The sequence below is a fragment of the Pseudomonas sp. KU43P genome, assembly GCF_033095865.1.
Classification (GTDB): domain Bacteria; phylum Pseudomonadota; class Gammaproteobacteria; order Pseudomonadales; family Pseudomonadaceae; genus Aquipseudomonas.
The window spans coordinates 130,001-147,738 of record NZ_AP019365.1; the positions used below are offsets into that span (position 1 = coordinate 130,001).

The 17,738-nt window shown below is 61.0% G+C and carries 15 protein-coding genes and 3 rRNA genes (1 of these 18 cut by a window edge); 6 read left to right on the forward strand and 12 right to left on the reverse strand.

Translation table 11 applies throughout. The annotated features are described in order from the left end of the window. The 3 genes from KU43P_RS00625 to rrf (KU43P_RS00635) form a co-directional block, all read left to right on the forward strand. A 23S ribosomal RNA gene (locus tag KU43P_RS00625) occupies positions 1–531 on the forward strand (it extends 2,361 nt beyond the left edge of the window). Positions 532–667: 136 nt separating this feature from the next. Further along, a 5S ribosomal RNA gene (gene rrf, locus KU43P_RS00630) occupies positions 668–783 on the forward strand. 109 nt (positions 784–892) lie between these two features. Beyond that, positions 893–1,008: ribosomal RNA gene (gene rrf / locus KU43P_RS00635) — 5S ribosomal RNA — on the forward strand. Positions 1,009–1,152: 144 nt separating this feature from the next. Here rrf (KU43P_RS00635) and KU43P_RS00640 read toward each other — a convergent pair. The 4 genes from KU43P_RS00640 to KU43P_RS00655 form a co-directional block, all read right to left on the reverse strand. Continuing rightward, positions 1,153–3,567, reverse strand: a complete 2,415-nt coding sequence (locus tag KU43P_RS00640; protein ID WP_317663690.1) for a TonB-dependent siderophore receptor — start codon at positions 3,565–3,567, stop codon at positions 1,153–1,155. A 168-nt stretch (positions 3,568–3,735) separates the two neighbouring features. Beyond that, entirely contained in the window at positions 3,736–4,713 is a 978-nt protein-coding gene (locus KU43P_RS00645) for a FecR domain-containing protein (RefSeq protein WP_411567231.1), read from the reverse strand. Then, entirely contained in the window at positions 4,697–5,200 is a 504-nt protein-coding gene (locus KU43P_RS00650; protein ID WP_317660590.1) for a sigma-70 family RNA polymerase sigma factor, read from the reverse strand. Before KU43P_RS00650 ends, KU43P_RS00645 begins: the two co-directional genes overlap by 17 nt. 82 nt (positions 5,201–5,282) lie before the next feature. Continuing rightward, the gene (locus KU43P_RS00655; protein ID WP_317660591.1) at positions 5,283–5,972 is read right to left on the reverse strand and encodes a GntR family transcriptional regulator; all 690 of its coding nucleotides are present in this window, start codon (positions 5,970–5,972) and stop codon (positions 5,283–5,285) included. 274 nt (positions 5,973–6,246) lie between these two features. Here KU43P_RS00655 and lapG point away from each other — a divergent pair, with 274 nt between their 5' ends. Both lapG and lapD read left to right on the forward strand, forming a co-directional pair. Then, the gene (gene lapG / locus KU43P_RS00660; RefSeq protein WP_317660592.1) at positions 6,247–6,939 is read left to right on the forward strand and encodes a cysteine protease LapG; all 693 of its coding nucleotides are present in this window, start codon (positions 6,247–6,249) and stop codon (positions 6,937–6,939) included. A 10-nt stretch (positions 6,940–6,949) separates the two neighbouring features. Then, positions 6,950–8,896, forward strand: a complete 1,947-nt coding sequence (gene lapD, locus KU43P_RS00665; RefSeq protein ID WP_317660593.1) for a cyclic di-GMP receptor LapD — start codon at positions 6,950–6,952, stop codon at positions 8,894–8,896. A gap of 68 nt (positions 8,897–8,964) precedes the next feature. On the opposite strand, the gene KU43P_RS00670 is transcribed toward lapD, so the two are convergent. After that, positions 8,965–9,306, reverse strand: a complete 342-nt coding sequence (locus tag KU43P_RS00670) for a tryptophan synthase subunit beta (protein ID WP_317660594.1) — start codon at positions 9,304–9,306, stop codon at positions 8,965–8,967. Between the two features lie 214 nt (positions 9,307–9,520). On the opposite strand from KU43P_RS00670, the gene KU43P_RS00675 reads away from it, so the two are divergent. Continuing rightward, positions 9,521–10,468, forward strand: a complete 948-nt coding sequence (locus tag KU43P_RS00675) for a DUF4434 domain-containing protein (RefSeq protein WP_317660595.1) — start codon at positions 9,521–9,523, stop codon at positions 10,466–10,468. Between the two features lie 30 nt (positions 10,469–10,498). On the opposite strand, the gene KU43P_RS00680 is transcribed toward KU43P_RS00675, so the two are convergent. From KU43P_RS00680 to KU43P_RS00710, 7 genes are read right to left on the reverse strand one after another with little or no spacing between them, the layout of a single operon-like run. Then, positions 10,499–11,626, reverse strand: a complete 1,128-nt coding sequence (locus KU43P_RS00680) for an acyl-CoA dehydrogenase family protein (protein ID WP_317660596.1) — start codon at positions 11,624–11,626, stop codon at positions 10,499–10,501. Positions 11,627–11,632: 6 nt separating this feature from the next. Beyond that, complete coding sequence (locus KU43P_RS00685; RefSeq protein WP_317660597.1) at positions 11,633–12,292, reverse strand: alginate O-acetyltransferase AlgF; 660 nt, start codon at positions 12,290–12,292, stop codon at positions 11,633–11,635. Further along, positions 12,289–13,761, reverse strand: a complete 1,473-nt coding sequence (locus KU43P_RS00690) for an AMP-binding protein (protein ID WP_317660598.1) — start codon at positions 13,759–13,761, stop codon at positions 12,289–12,291. Before KU43P_RS00690 ends, KU43P_RS00685 begins: the two co-directional genes overlap by 4 nt. Positions 13,762–13,792: 31 nt before the next feature. Next, positions 13,793–14,026: an acyl carrier protein gene (locus KU43P_RS00695; RefSeq protein WP_317660599.1), complete on the reverse strand. Its 234-nt coding sequence runs from the start codon at positions 14,024–14,026 to the stop codon at positions 13,793–13,795. Positions 14,027–14,044: 18 nt separating this feature from the next. After that, positions 14,045–15,622 carry an MBOAT family O-acyltransferase gene (locus KU43P_RS00700; protein ID WP_317660600.1) on the reverse strand — a complete coding sequence of 526 codons (1,578 nt, stop codon included), beginning with the start codon at positions 15,620–15,622 and terminating at the stop codon, positions 14,045–14,047. Next, positions 15,612–16,739 (reverse strand): alginate O-acetyltransferase AlgX-related protein, encoded by a 1,128-nt coding sequence (locus tag KU43P_RS00705; protein ID WP_317660601.1) that lies wholly within the window; start codon positions 16,737–16,739, stop codon positions 15,612–15,614. Before KU43P_RS00705 ends, KU43P_RS00700 begins: the two co-directional genes overlap by 11 nt. A 3-nt stretch (positions 16,740–16,742) precedes the next feature. Beyond that, positions 16,743–17,738 (reverse strand): alginate O-acetyltransferase AlgX-related protein, encoded by a 996-nt coding sequence (locus tag KU43P_RS00710; RefSeq protein WP_317660602.1) that lies wholly within the window; start codon positions 17,736–17,738, stop codon positions 16,743–16,745.

Sequence of the window (17,738 nt, forward strand, 5' to 3'; positions counted from 1 at the left end):
CGAAAGTAGGTCTTAGTGATCCGGTGGTTCTGTATGGAAGGGCCATCGCTCAACGGATAAAAGGTACTCCGGGGATAACAGGCTGATACCGCCCAAGAGTTCATATCGACGGCGGTGTTTGGCACCTCGATGTCGGCTCATCACATCCTGGGGCTGAAGCCGGTCCCAAGGGTATGGCTGTTCGCCATTTAAAGTGGTACGCGAGCTGGGTTTAGAACGTCGTGAGACAGTTCGGTCCCTATCTGCCGTGGACGTTTGAGATTTGAGAGGGGCTGCTCCTAGTACGAGAGGACCGGAGTGGACGAACCTCTGGTGTTCCGGTTGTCACGCCAGTGGCATTGCCGGGTAGCTATGTTCGGAAGAGATAACCGCTGAAAGCATCTAAGCGGGAAACTTGCCTCAAGATGAGATCTCACTGGGATCTTGAATCCCCTAAAGGGCCGTCGAAGACTACGACGTTGATAGGTTGGGTGTGTAAGCGCTGTGAGGCGTTGAGCTAACCAATACTAATTGCCCGTGAGGCTTGACCATATAACACCCAAGCAATTTGCTGACGCAGATTGCGGTGGTGAAGACGAAACGAACCGAAAGTTCGCAAGCAACATCACAAATATCGCATATCCGAATTCGCTGGGCTGTCCATCTGGACATTCTGGCAACAGAATTTCTTGACGACCATAGAGCATTGGAACCACCTGATCCCATCCCGAACTCAGCAGTGAAACGATGCATCGCCGATGGTAGTGTGGGGTTTCCCCATGTGAGAGTAGGTCATCGTCAAGATTCATTTCGCAAAACCCCTATCTGCGCGAGCAGGTAGGGGTTTTGTCTTTAAGTAGAAGCCATAGAGATTCGCAGGCACGTCCAACGGACGGGCCAGCACACAGAATTTCTTGACGACCATAGAGCATTGGAACCACCTGATCCCATCCCGAACTCAGCAGTGAAACGATGCATCGCCGATGGTAGTGTGGGGTTTCCCCATGTGAGAGTAGGTCATCGTCAAGATTCAAACCCCAAAGCCCCTGTCTGCACCGCAGACAGGGGCTTTGTCTTTTCTGGATAAGGCATAGCAACCTTAGCCCCTCAAGCACCAGAAACGAGAAAGCCAGCCCCTGGAATCAGGCGCTGGCTTCACTACGCAATCATCTGTCAGAACTGATAGCTGACTGTGGCGCTGACATTGCGCTCTTCACCCATGTAGCAGTAATTGAGGCTGGCACATGAGGTGATATAGCTCTCGTTGGTGAGGTTGTTGGCATTCAGACGTATGTCCGCGCCCTTGAGGCCAACTTTGCCCAGGTCGTAGCCAAGTGAGGCGTCGAGCAGGGTATAGGAGGGCACCTTCATGCTGTTTTCCGCATCCACCCAGCTGTAGCCCACATATCGTACACCGCCACCCAGACGCAGGCCGTCAAGTGGCCCTTGGCGGAAGTTGTAGTCAGCCCACAGTGAGTACATCTGCTTTGGGGCCTGGGTTGGCGAATTGCCTTTGTTGTCGAGCTGGTCGGACACCAGGCTCGGCATTGACTTGGAATACTCGATATCGGTGAAGGTGTATCCACCCAGGAGCTTGAGGTTGTCCGTCACCTGCACATGGGCCTCCAACTCCAGGCCTTGCGATCGTACTTCGCCAACCGGGCGATAGAAGTCTTCGTTCGGCTGCTTGGACGCCAGGTTCTCCTGCTCGATGCGAAACACCGACGCTGTGAACAAGTTGTCGCTGCCAGGCGGTTGGTACTTGATGCCCGCTTCCCATTGGGTGCCTTCGGTTGGTGCCAACGGGCGGCCGTCCTGATCGGACACTGTATTGGGGTTGAACGATTCCGAGTAGCTCACATAGGGCGCTAAACCATTCTCGAACAAGTAGAGCACGCCGGCGCGGGTGGTGAATTTCGTGCGGTCATCGCTGGCGTTGGTGTCGCTGTCGCGATTCTCTTCCGAAACCTTCACCCAGTCCTGACGCAGGCCCAACGAGAAGCGCCACTGGTCCAGTTCGACCAGGTCCTGCAGGTACACTCCGGTTTGCTGCAAACGACGTTGGTAGCGGTTTTCACCGAGTACCTGAAGATTGCCATTGCCGTACTGCGGGTTAGCGGCATCAAGTGGGTCGACGGTGCCGTACCGCCAGGCTACATCGGCCTTGCGCCGCTGATAGTCGGTGCCCAGCAAAAGCGTGTGTTTGGCCGCGCCAGTGAAGAACTCTGCCTGCAGCATGTTATCGATGATGTAGGAGTGCAGGCGCTCGTCACCGCCGGTGTAGGCGCGATTAAGGATATTGCTGTCGGCATCCGCCCAACCTGCCGAGTAGACCTGATCCATCGATACGTCAGAGTCCTGGTAACGGAAATTCTGCCGCGCTGTGAAGACGTCGTTGAAGCGGTGTTCGAACTGGTAACTGAACGACTGCTGGGTACGCTCGTAGTTGTCGATGCCCGGCTCACCCTCGAAAAAGTGATCGGACAAGCGCAGGCCGTTTCGCTTGTGCAGCATGCCGTCGGCGGGGTTGCCGCCGTGGTAGCCACCGTTGGGGTCGTGCTGCAGGTAAGCTTGCAAGGTCAGCGACGTGTTCTCGGTGAAGTCGATACTGAGGGCTGGCGCGATGGCGTAGCGTTCTTCCTTGTTATGATCGAACTGTGTGTCCGAGGCATCTGCCAGGCCCGTCAGCCGATAGGCAAGACGCTTGTCGTCATCCACAGGGCCGCTGAGGTCGAACCCCATTGCGCGCTGCCCCTGTGTGCCCACAGTAGCCTGTACCTGGTGATAAGCCTCGAACATTGGCTTCTTGGTCGTCAGTGCCACCAGCCCACCCGGTGAGCTACGGCCGTAGAGCACCGAGGAAGGGCCCTTCAGAATGTCGATACGCTCAAGGAAATACGGATCGACCTGCATGGTGCTGTAGGTGCCGTTGTCACCCATCGATTTCAGGCCATCGACGTAGATGTTGTCCACCGAGCCATCATTGAAACCGCGCATGGCAACATAGTCATAGCGATGCGTTGCGCCGTAAGGGTTGGTTAGCACACCGGGCGTGTAACGCATGGCCTGGGCAACGGTTTGCGAACCCTGATCATCGATTTGCTGCCGTGTCACCACGGACACCGATTGCGAGGTTTCCACCAGCGGCATGCTGGTCTTGGTAGCGACCTGGCTGTGGGTGGCGTTGTAACCATCCATGCTGCCCAGCGCGTTGCCCAATGTGAAGCCGCGCACATCAGTATCGGGCAGCGACAGTGCTGCGTGTTCCGGCTGGGTGCGCAGTACATAGTTGCGACCGTCCTGGCTGACGGCCTCCAGGCCTGTGCCATTGAGCAAGTGGTGCAACGCCTGATCGTTCGAGTATTGGCCCTGCAGCCCGTTGGACTTCAGCTCCCCGGTCATCTGCGGGGTGCTCGACAGGGTGATCCCCGCCTGGCGAGCGAACTGGATCAGCACATCATTCAACGGGCCTGCTGCGATCGTATAGTGCTGGCTAATTTGAACAGGCTCATCGGCCAGTGCCAGCGTTGGCGTGCCGACCATGCCAAGGGCTGTACCGAACAGGGCGGCACGTACGGCCTTGCGCAGTTTTACTGAATTCAAGACAGGTCGAAAATCATTCTCAATGGCAAGGTGTGCTGAAGGCGTAGCGATGGGCATGTCGAAGTCCGTGGGGTCATTTAGGTCAGAAGGCGTTGCTTACTGTCCTAGCCGGACGTGCCCCCAAAACCCGCCAGAAATTTCTGCAGTGTTGAATCAAGCCACAGGTTCCAGTCGTATCCACCAGCGCGTACGCCGCCGAAGCCGCACTGGCAAAGCCTGTGGCAGCAGTTGCAGCAGTTGATCCGGGTCCTCCAGGCGATAGACCCCCGACAAGCGCAGGTCGGCGATTTCATCACTGCAGCTGAGGTAGCCGTGCCGATAACGGTTCACCTGAGAAAGGAAATCGGCCAGACGCATATTGCGTGTGACGATCAGCCCTTCTGTCCAGGCTCCGGCGTCCATGTCCACCTGTTCCAGGCGTTCTGCGCTCAATGCATCAACTCGCCAGTCTTGTCCGCTGCTTATCCACTGCAGCCCGGCCGATCCTGGACGTTGAAACGCGACTCTGCCTTGGCTGACGCTGATCCTCGTGCAGTCGTCATCCTGGCGTACCACAAAGCGCCCTTCGAAGCCTTCAAGCAAGGTGTCACGCGTCTGTACCAGCAACGGGCGCCCTTGGTACGGCGTGGGGCTACAGGTCAGCATCAGTTCGCCGTGATTGAGGCGGATCATCCGCTGGTGATCGGTAAAGGCAACGTCCACAGCGCTGCGCGTATTCAGCTGAAGCAACGATCCATCTGGCAAACCGATGGTGCGAATCTCGCCAGTCGCAGTGACATAGTCCGAGACCAACCCGCTGACGCTTTCCAGATCCTGCGCGAGCCAGCTCGCGGAACCCACCAGGGCAGCACCGCCCAGCAGCTTGAGCGCCTGTCGCCGATGCAGTCGTCGCTGGCTGGTTTCCAGTGTCTGCAAGGCTACGCCAGCCCCGGGTATGGTGCGCAAGTCCAGATCCTGATGCAGGCTGATCACCCGTTGCCAGGCCTGCTCATGCTCCTGATTGGCTTTACGCCATCGATCACACCGCTGCGACAATGCGGGATCGTCGCCGCTTTCGCGCAGGCTGAGCATCCAGTGAATGGCCTGTTTGACGGCCTTGGGGGAGGGCGTCATTTCAGCGCTCGTCTTCATAGCGCAACAGGTAGCAATGGTAGAGCGCATCGGCCACATACCGTTCGACCGAGCGCAGCGAGATGCCCATCTGCTCGGCAATGGCCTTGTGACTCAACCCCTCGCATTGGGCCAGTAGGAACGCCCGGCGTACCTTGGGCTTGAGCCCGTCGAGCATCTGCGCAATGCGTTCGAGCAGCTGAAGCAGCAATTCGCGGGCTTCGGGCGACGGAACCTGTCCATCGGGCAAGTGTGCCAAGGCTTCGAGGTAAGCCCTGTGCAGCTCTTCACGCCGCCAGTGGTCAATGACCAGGCCGCGTGCAATGGTGCGCAGGAAAGCACGCGGCGCGTTCAGCTGCGGTTGCTCATGGCGCTGCAGCAACCGTACGAAGGTATCTTGGGCCAGGTCCGCAGCATCCGCGGCATTGCCCAGCTTGCTGCGCAGCCATGTGTTCAGCCAGCTGTGATGGTCACTGTAGAGCGTGTGCACGGAGTCATTGGAGGGCATGACGAGCAATCGGCATAAATGATAATTAGTCTCATTGTTTGCCGGGGGCGGGTGAGATTGCAACCGTCATTTGCAGGGGCAGTCACGGCGTCAGTTGTGTATCCAGATAATTGCGAATCACCCGAGCGCCATTGTTCAGGTGCTGCTCCAGTACCCTCACGGCCTCATCTACCCGCTTGTCGCTGGCTGCGTCCGCCAGCGCGTTGTGATCATCCTGGGTAAGCTTTCCCAGCCCCATCGACGACAGATGGAACCGCAAGAAGCGCTCTTCCTCGTTGAGTTCGTTCTCGATCAGGCGCAGTAGCTTCTGGTTGGGTGCCTTGCCATACAGAGCCATGTGGAACAGCCGGTTGAGGCGTCCGATTTCGGCATGGCGTGTTTCGTTTTCCAGCTGCTGTATGTAACCACGGGCCCGGGCGATATCGTCGGCCTCGAGCAGGGGAATGGACTGGCGTAGTGCCTCGGACTCCAGCAACACCCGCAAGGCGTAGGTATCGACTGCGTCTTCGCCGATCAAGGGCGCCACGACTGCGCCTTTGTGCATCTCCACTTTCAGCAACGATTGCGCCTCCAGCTGGCGCAAGGCCTCGCGCACAGGCATTCGGCTAACCCCATACAGGGTGGCGAGTTCCTGTTGGCGCACGGCGGTGCCTGGCGGCAGGCGACCATCGAGGATAGCGTTGCGCACGCGCTCTTCGATCACGGCACGGGCCAGGTGCGCCGGCAGTTGTTCGCTGGCCAGCACGTTGCTCAGTTTGATTTTCTCGGCCACGCGAAGTCTGCCTCGACGACTAAAGTTGGATCCAATGACACTAGTGATAGGCAAGGGGGCTTGTCAAACCAACGCACGCAGTGGGGCGAGCGAAGCAAGACCATGGGATATGGTGGATTAAGTCACAGGGCAAAGGAAGCGCCACATAACAAGTACTAATAAGAAAGTTATAGCCCGTGGACTGTCAGCCATCTTCGTCGGCGGGTGTCATTGTCTTTTACCGTGGCAGGCCGCACCATCGCCTGACTTCGATTCGTCTGAACAGGTTTTCGCAGTGGCGATACCCTGGGTACTCACAACCGCGGTGCGACGTGTCGGCCTTGCTGCCCTGTTGGGCAGCTTGTTGCTGGGCGGCCTGCACGCGGATTGGGATTTTTCCGCGATCAGTCGCAAGTCCCAGGCGCTGTATGGCCAACTTGGCGCGGGCAAGGGCCGTATCGATGCCTGGCAGAACCTCATGGCCACGCAAGACCAGGGTTCGGAGCTCCAGCGGCTGCAGGTGGTGAATCTGTTCTTCAACCAGCAGTTGCGCTACGTCGAAGACATCGACCTGTGGCACGAAGTCGACTACTGGGCCACCCCCATACAGGCCCTGATCAAAGGCGCGGGCGATTGCGAGGATTATGCCATCGCCAAGTATTTCACCCTGAGGCGGATGGGCATCCCCAGCGACAAACTGCGCATCACCTACGTCAAGGCCCTGCGCCAGAACCGCGCGCACATGGTGCTGACCTATTATTCAAACCCACAGGCACAGCCACTTGTGCTCGACAGCCTGATGGATGCGATCAAGCCGGCTAACCAACGGACCGATCTGTTGCCGGTTTACGCGTTCAACGGCGAAGGCCTGTGGCTGACCGGCGCGACAGGCAACAAGAAAGTCGGTGACACCAAGCGCCTGTCCCGCTGGCAGGACTTGCTGAAGAAAATGCAGGCCGAAGGGTTCCCGGCCGAACCGGTTTACTGAGGGAGCATGAATGTCACTGTTCAAACAATTGCTGTTGGCTATTTGCCTGTTCCTTGTGGTCGCGTTCGGCGGCAGTTTCATGGTCAGCCTGGAAAGCTCGCGCAGCCAGTACGTCAACCAGTTGCGCTCGCATGCCCAGGACGCGGCCACCGCGTTGGCGTTGTCGTTGACGCCGAACATCGATGACCCCGCCATGGTAGAGCTGATGGTCAGCTCGATCTTCGACAGTGGCTACTACGCGAGCATCAAGGTCATCGACCTTGGCTCGAATGCCGTCCTGGTGGAGCGCCACGCCGAGCCGGACCCCGCGGGTGTTCCGGCTTGGTTCATCCGCATGATCGGTCTGGAGGCAGCCGGTGGCGATGCCATCGTCAGTCGTGGCTGGCAGCAGGCCGCGCGGGTCGAGGTAATCAGCCACCCGATGTTCGCCATTGCCAAGCTCTGGCAGAGCGCGCTGGGCAGCCTGGGCTGGTTACTGCTTTGTGGGGTGGCGAGCGCGGTGCTCGGCGCGTTGCTGCTACGCCGTCAGCTGCGGCCTCTGGACTACATGGTCGAACAGTCCCATGCCATTGCCCGCCGTGAGTTTCTCAGCCTGCCGGAGCTGCCGCGCACGCCCGAGTTGCGCCGGGTGGTGCAGGCAATGAACCAGATGGTCGAGAAGCTCAAGGCATTGTTCTCCGAGCAGGCCGAACGCAGCGAGCGGCTGCGTAACGAGTCCTATCAGGACAGCCTGACGGGGCTGTCCAACCGGCGTTACTTCGAGATGCAGCTCAGTACTCGAGTCAGCAACCTGGAGGAAGGGCGTGCCGGTTACCTGCTGTTGCTGCGTGTTCAGGACCTCACCGGACTTAACGCTCGCCTGGGCGGCCAGCCTACCGATCAGCTGTTGCAGGCAGTAGGCGAACAACTGCGGCGTACCTGTGCCAAGTTCCCGGAAACCAAAGACCTGATTTCCCGCATTCGCGGTGGTGAATTCGCCGTGCTGGCGCCCGGCATGGTGCACGAAGAGGCGGTGCAGCTTGCTCAGGCTCTGGAGGCGACGTTGCAAACCCTGCGCGAAACCGGCGCCACTGATGTCGATCCGGTGGCGTGTATCGGCCTTGCGCCGTTCAGCCCCGGCGATGCACCGCAAGCGTTGTTGAAACTTGCTGATGAGGCCCTGGCCCGTGCCGAGAACCAGCCGACACCGGGCTGGGTGTGCCTTGAGCAAGGTGCAGCAACGGTGGCGGGCGACAATCATCACGAATGGCATGCACGACTCGATCAGGCCTTCGTCAACGGCCAGTTCGAGTTGTATTTCCAACCGGTAGTGGATTGCCAAGCGACACAGCGTGTATTGCATTACAAGGTCATCTCGCGGCTGCACGATGCCCAGACCGAGGCATTGTCCGCCGGCCGTTTCCTGCCCTGGCTGGAGCGTTTTGGATGGATGCCGCGGCTGGATGTATTGGTATTGGAAAAAGTGCTGGCGCACCTGCATGGCCATGATCAGGTGCTGGCGCTCAACCTGTCGGCGGCAACCCTGGCCGATCCAAAGGCGCTGCAACGGATTTATGAGCTACTGGGGCAGCACTCGGCATTGGGCGCGCGCTTGATCTTTGAAATCGGCGAGGAACAGCTGCCTGAGCAAAGCATGCTCGAGCTCCTGACCCGGCGCCTGCGCGAGCTTGGTATTGGGCTGGGGCTGCAGCGCTTCGGTGGCCGGTTCAGCATGATTGGCAATCTGGCGCACTTGGGCTTGGCCTACCTGAAGATCGACGGAAGTTATATCCGCAACATCGACCAGGAGCAGCACAAGCGCTTGTTCATAGAGGCGATCCAGCGCGCGGCGCACAGTATCGACCTGCCGCTGATTGCCGAGCGAGTCGAGACGCGGGGGGAGCTCCAGATTTTGCAGGAGATGGGTGTGGAAGGGGTTCAGGGCCAACTGATCGGTGAGCCTGCGCCCTGGCGCTGAGTTTCTTTGCAGCAGGCACTCTGTGTGAGCGGGCCATTCGCTCACACAGTTACGGCTGATCGGGTGAGTCAGATCAACCCGCCTTCCTCTTCGTCTTCGATCAAGTTGTTCAAGCTGCCCAACGCCTTTCGCGCCGTGGAGCGGCTGAGCAGCTTGGCCTGGGCGCCTGGCGGCAGATCGGTGATGCTGAACACGCCTTTGGCGGTCAGCACCTCGATCACGTCTTCAAGCACGCGGATCATGTCCAGGTCGCTCTGCTTGAGCTGCTTCAGGCTGTTTCCCACGACATCATCGGCAAACCATCGCTGTATTTCGGCATGGTCGGCCGGCAGAACCTCCGTGTATTCGGCGTAGGGCGCGACTTCCACCCGCAGCAACTGCCCTTGATCATCGCGTTGCACGTAGAACATGGCGTCCATCCTCGTCACGTTGATTCCCTGATTGTGGGCTCTGGCGCAGCATAGGCAAACTTGTCGTATCGCGCCTGCCAATCAATTGCCGGAGTCGACGCGAGGCGCTCATAGCACGCCAAGTACGGGGGGTTTCAGGTATTCTGCGATCTTCCCTTCGTGGTGCAGCCAAAAGGATTTCACCATTTCCAGTCCCGCCCTCACGCGTCGCAACTTGCTGTGTTTGCTGGCTGCAACGCCCTTCATCGCCAGCCTGCCGGGTTGTACGCGCTCCACCGGGCTGCAAGGCAGTTTCCTGCAACTTTGGAAGAGCCACGCCGATCTCAAACCCGAGCAGTGGCGCCAACGCCTCGCGGCGATGGCCGACATGGGGTGTCAGACCGTCACCCTGCAATGGGTTGGCCTGATTGGCGGCGATTCGCCCTGGATGATCCCCGAGGACATGCTGCGCACCCTGTTCGACATCGCTCACGAACAAGGGATGCAGGTGCAGGTTGGCCTGCCGTTCGACAACGCGTGGTGGCAGGCACTGTCAGCGGATGAACAAGGCCAGCAGCGCTTCTTCGACCAGGCGCTGGGTGGAGCACAGCGCTACATGTCCAGCGCCCCCTGGCCACAGCACAAGGCCTTTGCCGGCTGGTACATACCCTATGAGCTGGAGCAGTACCACTGGGCGAGCACCGACAGCCAGCAGCGTTTGGCGCAGTGGTTGGCGGCGATGGCCAGCAGTACTCGGCAGCACAGCGATCGGGTGCCGTCGATTTCCACGTATTACAGTGTTCTGCCCACCGACGGCTCGCTGTTGCAGCTATGGCGCACGTTACTCGATACGACTCAACTGCGGCCGGTGGTGCAGGATGGGGTGGGCGTGGCCGGCTGGGCCAACCTGCAGGCTATCGAGCCACTGCTGCTGGAACTGCGCCGACGCCAGGTACCGTTCGACGTGGTGGTGGAGCTGTTCGAGCAACTGCCATCGCAGAAGAACGACGGGAGCGAGTTCAAGGCACGCTCTGCAGACTATGACCGGGTACGCCGCCAGTTGGAGTGGGCCCGTACCACAGGTGCAGAGCAGATCGTGGCGTTTGCCCTGGACCCGTGGGCATTGGGTGACGATCCGCGAGCACGAAGGCTGCGCGAGGACTGGCTGCGTGGGCACGGCTGAGGCTGAGTGCCGTGCCCGGCAGCAGCGGTACTAAATGCTACGCCCGATGATCTCCCGCATGATCTCGCTGGTGCCTCCAAAGATGCGCAACGCACGGGCATCGGCCCAGGCGCGGCCGATCCCGTATTCGCTGCTGTAGCCATAACCCCCGTGCAACTGCAGGAGTTGATCCAGTATCTGCCCCTGCATCTCGCTGGCATTGAGCTTGGCCATCGCTGCCACTACAGGGTCAAGGTCGCCTTGCATCAGCTGCCGTGCGCAGTCGTCGAGAAACACTCGCAGCATGGTCAGTCGCGCGTGGGCGTCGGCGAGAATGAAGCGGTTGTGTTGGTGGTCGCTGACACGTTTGCCGAACACCTTGCGCTCGCGGGTATATGCCAGCGTTTGTTCTAGCATGCCCTCGGCATGGGCAGCTGCGCGCAGGGCAATGGCCAGGCGCTCGCGAGCCAACTCCCGCCCGAGGTACTCGAACCCGGCGTTCTCTTCGCCCAACAGGCAGTCGGCGGGCAGCCGCAGATCATCGAAGAACAGCTCGCAGGTGTCTTGGGCATGTTGCCCGATCTTGGCCATTGCCGGGCCTTTGGTCAGGCCGTTTGACCCAGCCTCTACACAGAACAGCGACAGCCCGCGGGCGCCGAGGTCTGGCTCGGTGCTGGCAACGACAATGATCAGACCAGCGTTGACGCCGTTGGTGATGAACGTCTTCTGGCCATTGAGCACATAGTGCTCACCATCGCGTTGGGCACGGCAGCGCACAGCCTTGAGGTCACTGCCTGCACCTGGCTCGGTCATGGCGATGGCGCCGATCAGCTCGCCGGCGGCCATGGCGGGTAGCCAACGGTCTTTCTGTGCCTGGGTGCCAAGGTTGAACAGGTAGGGTGCAACCATGTCGGAATGGATCGAAAAACCGATACCCAGGCAATTGGCCCGGGCCAACTCCTCGATTACCACCATGGCATGGCCAAAATCGCCTCCGGCACCATAAGGGGGCGGTAGTGCCGAGCAAAGAAGCCCTTGTGCGCCTGCTTCACGCCACAACAGGGCCGGCGTCAGGCCGTCGCGTTCCCAGTCGGCGTAGTGGGGCAGAATCCGCTCTTCGACAAAGCGTCGAACCTGCTCACGAAACAACAGATGATCTTCACGAAAAAGTGTTCGCATGGGGGCCTATCGCTCAAAGGGCGCGGTACTGCCCAGTTCGCCGCGCAGTACGGGGTGGCTGGCGGTGCCGGTCAGGAACAGTGCGTAGTGGTCACCCGGCTGCAACTGCGGTAATGCCAAAGCTCTGGCCTGGCTGGCACCGCACCCCGCAGTGAGGCTGGCGCTCACCGGGTTGATTGCCCGCGCCTGGCTGGCGTTGGGTTTGACGTCGGCGAACAGGACCGGACCACCTTCCACCTGCAGTTGGCCAGCCGTGCAGTCGCTGGCCAGGTTGTAGAAGCGCAATTCGGCTTTCAGCGCGTCGTCGCTGGCAGCACTGTCGTCCAGAACCAGTAGCTTGCCGTCTTTAAACACCAAGCTCTGGTAGCTGTCCGGTGCCACGCTCAGGCTACCTACTGTCTGGCCTGCGATGCGCACGGTGAAGGGCTCTGAGCCCTTGACCACGTTGTAGCTGCTGGCCAGCCTGTCCGCTCCCAATTGTTGCGGCTGGTTTTGGCCAATCTGCACCTGCACGGCGGTGTCGGCAGGGTGCAGCACGCGCACAAAAGCTGACCCCGCCGGTGGGCGCGGCGCATACAGCTGAGCCAGCTTGCCTTCGGCCTGGGCCGCACCAGGCAAGGTGCTGCCAATCAGCAGGGCGGTAGTGAACAGGGTGAGGGCTTTCATGCGGTCTCCTTGGGGCGCTTCATCCGGGCTTCCTGGTACAGCGCCGCCAGGCGCTTGCGGTCGACCTTGTCGGACAACGTAGCGGGGAATTGCCCGCAGGCCAGCAGTTCGGACGGAATCATGTAGGCAGGCAGGCTACCGGAGAGCCGTTGTTTCCAGTCGGCCAGCGCCGCAGGCAAGGGCCCGAGGGTAGCTGGGGGCAATTGCTCGGGCGTTTCGACGAAACCGATCATGCGCACCAAGGTGCCGTCTGGTCGACGCAAGGCGATGGTGGCGGCCGTGGTGACCCCCGGCAAGGCGGCAAGACCGGCATCCACCTCGCCCAGTTCGATACGATACCCATGCAGCTTGATCTGGTCGTCGCGGCGGCCATGGAAGAACACCCGCCCCTGCGCGTCGATCTCGGCCAGGTCCCCGCTGCGGTAGGCGCGCTTGCCGTTATGCTCGAACAGTACGGCCTCGCTGAGGTCTGGGCGGTTCAGGTAGCCGCGCATTACATGGTCACCGGCGATACATAATTCGCCGTCGTCCAGGAACAGCTCGGCGTAGGGCTTGGCCCTGCCGATCGACAAAGGCTGCACGCCTGCTTCCAAAGGCGGCACGATTTCGATCCAGGTCGTGGAACAGGTGGCCTCGGTAGGCCCATACGAGTTGATGATCCTTGCTTCGGGGAACCGTTCCCAAAGCTGCCTTGCGAGGACCGGGGTGAGCGATTCGGCGCCGAACACGAATACTTGCAGGGCCGGCAAGTGCTCGGCAACGAACGTGTCGTTGAGCAATTGCTGGCGCACGAACGATGGCGTCGAGGCCCATACCTGTACTTGGCTATCGGCCAGGTAGCCGACAAAGGCCTCAGGGTCGGCGATAACCTCGCGCGGGCACAGCACGCACTGGCCACCCAGCGCCAACGCGCCGCAGAGGTCGAACAGCGAAAAATCGAAGCTGAACAGCATCTGGTTCATGAACGCAGGTTTCTGGCCCAATGCCAGGCAATCGCGGATCCAGCCGGCGAAGAGTGCCAGACTGTCGCGGCCTATCTGCACACCCTTCGGGTCGCCTGTGCTACCCGAGGTGAACATGATGTAGGCCAGCCCCGGCACCGTCAGCGGCGCGGCCGCCGCCATGCCCGTGCGGAAGCTGTCCAGCTCGGCATCGTAGCAATGGCTCGAACCTACCAGTTCGATGATGCGTTGCAGGCGCTGAGGCGGGTTGATGCTGTCCAGTGGCACATAGGTCACGCCCATGCGCAGGCAGCCGAGCATGGCCACGACGAACTCGATCTGCTTGTGGCCACTTAGTACCAAGGCAGTACCTGGCTCGATGCCCTCGCGGGTGGCGCGCACCACCCACGCCTCGACGGCGGCCTGCAAACCAGACCAGTCCAGTACGCGCCGGCTATCACGCAGGGCTGGGTCACTGCCGCCCTTGGTGCATTCGGTGAACTCACAACGGTCGAAATCGAAGTGCATCCGAGCCTCCTCGGCACGTAGCTGTCAGGGTTCAGCGGTTGTTCTGGACGAATGCGGCCAGTGCGTCCACAGATTCCAGGTGCTCGTCGATCTCGGTGGCCGGCACTTTGCAGCCAAAGGCATTCTTGACTGCCATCACGATGTCCACTGCGGTCATCGAGTCGACGAGGCCGGATTCGATCAGCAGGTCGTCGTGGGCAACGCGGGTGCCAATCACGTTTTCGATAATTTCGGCCAGTTGTTGCTTGAGGCTCAGGTCGCTCATGTCGATCACTCTGTAAGGTCAGAATTGGAAATACAGGAAGCGTGCTTCCTTGTGCAGGTTCATGAGGCACAGCAACAGCAGCAGCGCCATGATTACCAGCCACTTGGCGTTCGGCGCCCAACGCAGGGCGGCCGGGCCGTCCAGTTGCGCGCGCGCGAGGGACGGCGAGAAGTTGCCCATGATCTGTTGCGAGTTGGGCAGGAACCAGGCCACTGCCAGCACTGCTAGCACATGCAGTGCCTCAAGGTGACGGCCAATCAGCATCCGCCAGGCATCGCCCCAGGCAACACCGGCTGGATACAGGACGTCTGGCAGGCTGCCCAGGCCACGCAGGCCGAACATGCCCTCGACGAGCAGTACGGCATCGTGCGTGGACTCGGCGCGGAAGAACGCCTGGGCGACGATCACCGCCGCGAAGGTCAGCAGCACGTAACCCGCTACTTTCAAGGGGTGCTGCCTTCCTTTGCCACTATTGCGGCCGACCACGAATATGCGCCAGGCATGGTTGATCGACAGGTAACCGGCATGCAACAGACCGAAGATCAAGAATTGCAGGCCGGCGCCGTGCCAGATGCCGGCCAGGCCCATGGTGAACGTGGTTGGCAGGATGATCGCAGCGGCAAACCCGCCGGGCGTTGCTGCACCTTGCGTACCGACCGGCAACCCTCGTTTGCCACGCCATTCCGACACTGCCATGGCCACTGGGTAATACAGGTAAGCCGTCAGGTAGCGCGTGAGGGTCATGTGCCAGCGAGCCCAGAAATCAATGATGTTGCTGGCCTTGTACGGCGAGTTGAAGTTGAGCGGAAAGCGGATGCCGAACATTTTCGCCAAGCCCAAGGCCATGTCCGAGTAGCCGGAAAAGTCGAAGTAAAGTTGCAGCGCATAGGCGATGCCCGTGCCCCAGGCTGCCCAGAAGCCCAAGGTGCCGGGCTCGGCGAAGCCTGCATCGGCATATGGCGCGATCGGGTCGGCCAGCAGCACTTTCTTGGCAAGGCCGATGACGAACAGCATGCCCCCAACGCTCAGATTCTCGGCGCGGAACCGGTAGTTATCGGGCTTTGCGAACTGCGGCATCATCTCTTTGTGGTGCAGGATGGGGCCAGCGATCAGGTGCGGGAAGAACGTTACGAACAGCACGTAACTGAGCAGGCTGCGCTCCTTGACGATGCCGGCGCGGCAATCGAGCAGGTAGCCGATCTGGGTGAACGTGAAGAACGAGATGCCCAGGGGCAGAATGATGTCGTCCAGCCGCGTGCCGGCAAGGCCCCAGTCCTGGGCGAAGTTCACCAGCGTGACGAAGTACTTGTAATGGAACAGCAAGGCCAAGTCTGCAGTCACCCCTGCTGCAGTGATCGCCAATTGCAGTTTGTTCCTGCCAGCGCAGCCCAGGATCAGAAGACTCACCAGGTAGTTGAAGGCAATCGAGCCGATCAGCAGCAGCACGAACTGCGGGTTCCACCAGCCGTAGAACACGATCGACGTCACGCACAGCCATAACGCCGCACCGCGCAGGCTGCGCGCTGCGATCAGGTAATGCGCTGCCAATGTCAGCGGCAGGAACAGCAGCAGGAACAGATAAGAGTTAAAGAGCATGGTCGGCCTGCTTTTCAGGTAGCGATGCCAGCACGGCGCGCTCGTCGGCGGTCAGGGGTAGCGACAGGGCGCTTTCGGAGAACTCCCAGATCACCAGCTTGAGGCTGGTTGGCCAGCGCTCACGTTTGTTCAGTGCTGCGAGCAAGGCGCCGCAGAACTGGCCGCCGTCCAGGCTTTGGTTCCAGACCTGCTGGCCGAGGTTGCGGCCCAGGCGTTCGGCGAAAGCGCTGCGCCGGCCATTGGAGCTGCCGGCCAGCATCACTTCGACAGCAGGGGTATCGTCCAGCAGACCGCCACCGCGTTGCGCCTGGATCTGTTCGGCGTACTCATCTTCCAGGGCCGGGCGCCAGGCTGCTGCCGCATGTTCAAGGCCGGCGAGTACGATCAGGTCACCCATGCGTGGCTGCGCGGTGCCTGCCAGGCGCTGGGTGAATACCTGCTCGCGCTTGCCGGCCAGCAGGGGCAAAGCGCCGGCAGCCACGGCGTCGGCCGCTCGCTGGGCGCCGCTGGCGTTGAGATGGACGTCGGTACGGAAGAACTGCGCTGGCTGTCGAGGTGCTTCGGCCAGTGCGCTACCCAGGTCGACATAGGGTACGCCGAGGCTGGCCAGCCGGGCCTGCCACTGCCCCAGGCGCGCCTGCAGTTGTGCAGATTGGCGAAGGCCGCAGAGGGCGTGGGTTTCGATGCGCGATTTATCTGGCACCGCCACCAGCAGCACCTGCAGGCCTTGAGCGCGCAGTTGCCCAACCCAGTGTTGCATCAAGCGCTGGCGCGCCTCGTAGGCGCCGTTCACACCAGGTTGCGCGCGCAGGCCGTCACGGTAGAACAGCCAGCCGGGGCACCCCTGCACCACTTGGTCACCCAGGTCGCCCAGCAGGCGATAACGCGCAGCGGCGCTCAGGGTGTCGGCGTCTTTTTGCAGCGCTGGCTGTAATGCATCGCCCAGGGCTTTGCCTGCCTCGCCATCGAGCCAGGCGCTAGGCTTGAGCTGCGCGGCATCGAGCTTGCCGTTGAACAGCAGCCACAACCCGCAGGCCTGGGCCAGCAGCAGCAAGGCAATCACTGCGGCGGTGTAGCCACGGTGCGACGGCGTGGCGGGAGTGCCCTTTTCAGCCATGGTTCACTTTCCGATCGCCGCGCGCAGGCGCTGGCGCCAGGCATCGGTGCTCATGATCGACGCGTTGTCCCACAATCCACTGGCTTGAGGGCCTTGGGCGTAGGTGGGCTCGAACATCTGCCACACCAGCACCTGCGGTGGGTTGCGCTTGAAGTCCGGCGACTCCAGGTATTCCAGCAGCATGATCCACTGGCCGACGTTGCCTGGTTTCCAGTTCACCGAGACCGGACGGTCGATGCTATTGGACAGCTTCTGCGGGAAGCCGAAATAGGGCTGTACCATGCTGTGGCCGGTTACATGCAGCGGGGCCGGAGCGTCGTCGAGCAGGCCGTTGGCAGCGGCCTGGCGGCGTACGGTGAACGTTTCGCGGCCGGTCTGCTTGCGCTGCTCGGGAGTAAGGAAGCGCTCGGCCAGGTCACCGTAGCGGCGCTCCTTGAACTCGCTGCCCAGCGCCATGCCGCTACCGGCATTGCCCTTGAGAGCCGGTACGTCACGTCTGGCTTGTTCGGCAGTTGCCACTGCAGTGGCGTCGGCAGCGGCTTGGGTCCAGTGCTGGTCAGTGCGGTAGAAGACGTCCTTGCCGTTGTCCTTGACCTGGCGCAGCACCGCTTCGTCGTCAATGGCACTGATGCCGGCCTTGTGCAGGCTGGCGAGGATGGTCTGATAGCGCTGCTGCACTGGGGCGCTCAGGGCTTTGCCGGCAGGCAGTTTGTCCTGGTAGAAGCGGGTCTTGTCGGGCAGCACCAATACCTGCAAGTGCACCCCACGGCCAGCCAGAGCCTGCTGCGCGTCCTTGATCAACGCGGTGGAAGCTTCGATGCCGCGGCTGTCGACTTCGGTCAGGCTGCCCCAGCCAGGGAACAGCCAGCCGTCGTTGCCACGCAGTACGATCGACGAGTCATCGGCCTGAGCGGGCGGTAGAGCAAGCCCCAGGCTAGCGGCCAGCAGGCTTGCGGCCAAGCCTCTACGGGAGCGGTTGAGCAGAGAAGACGGCAACAT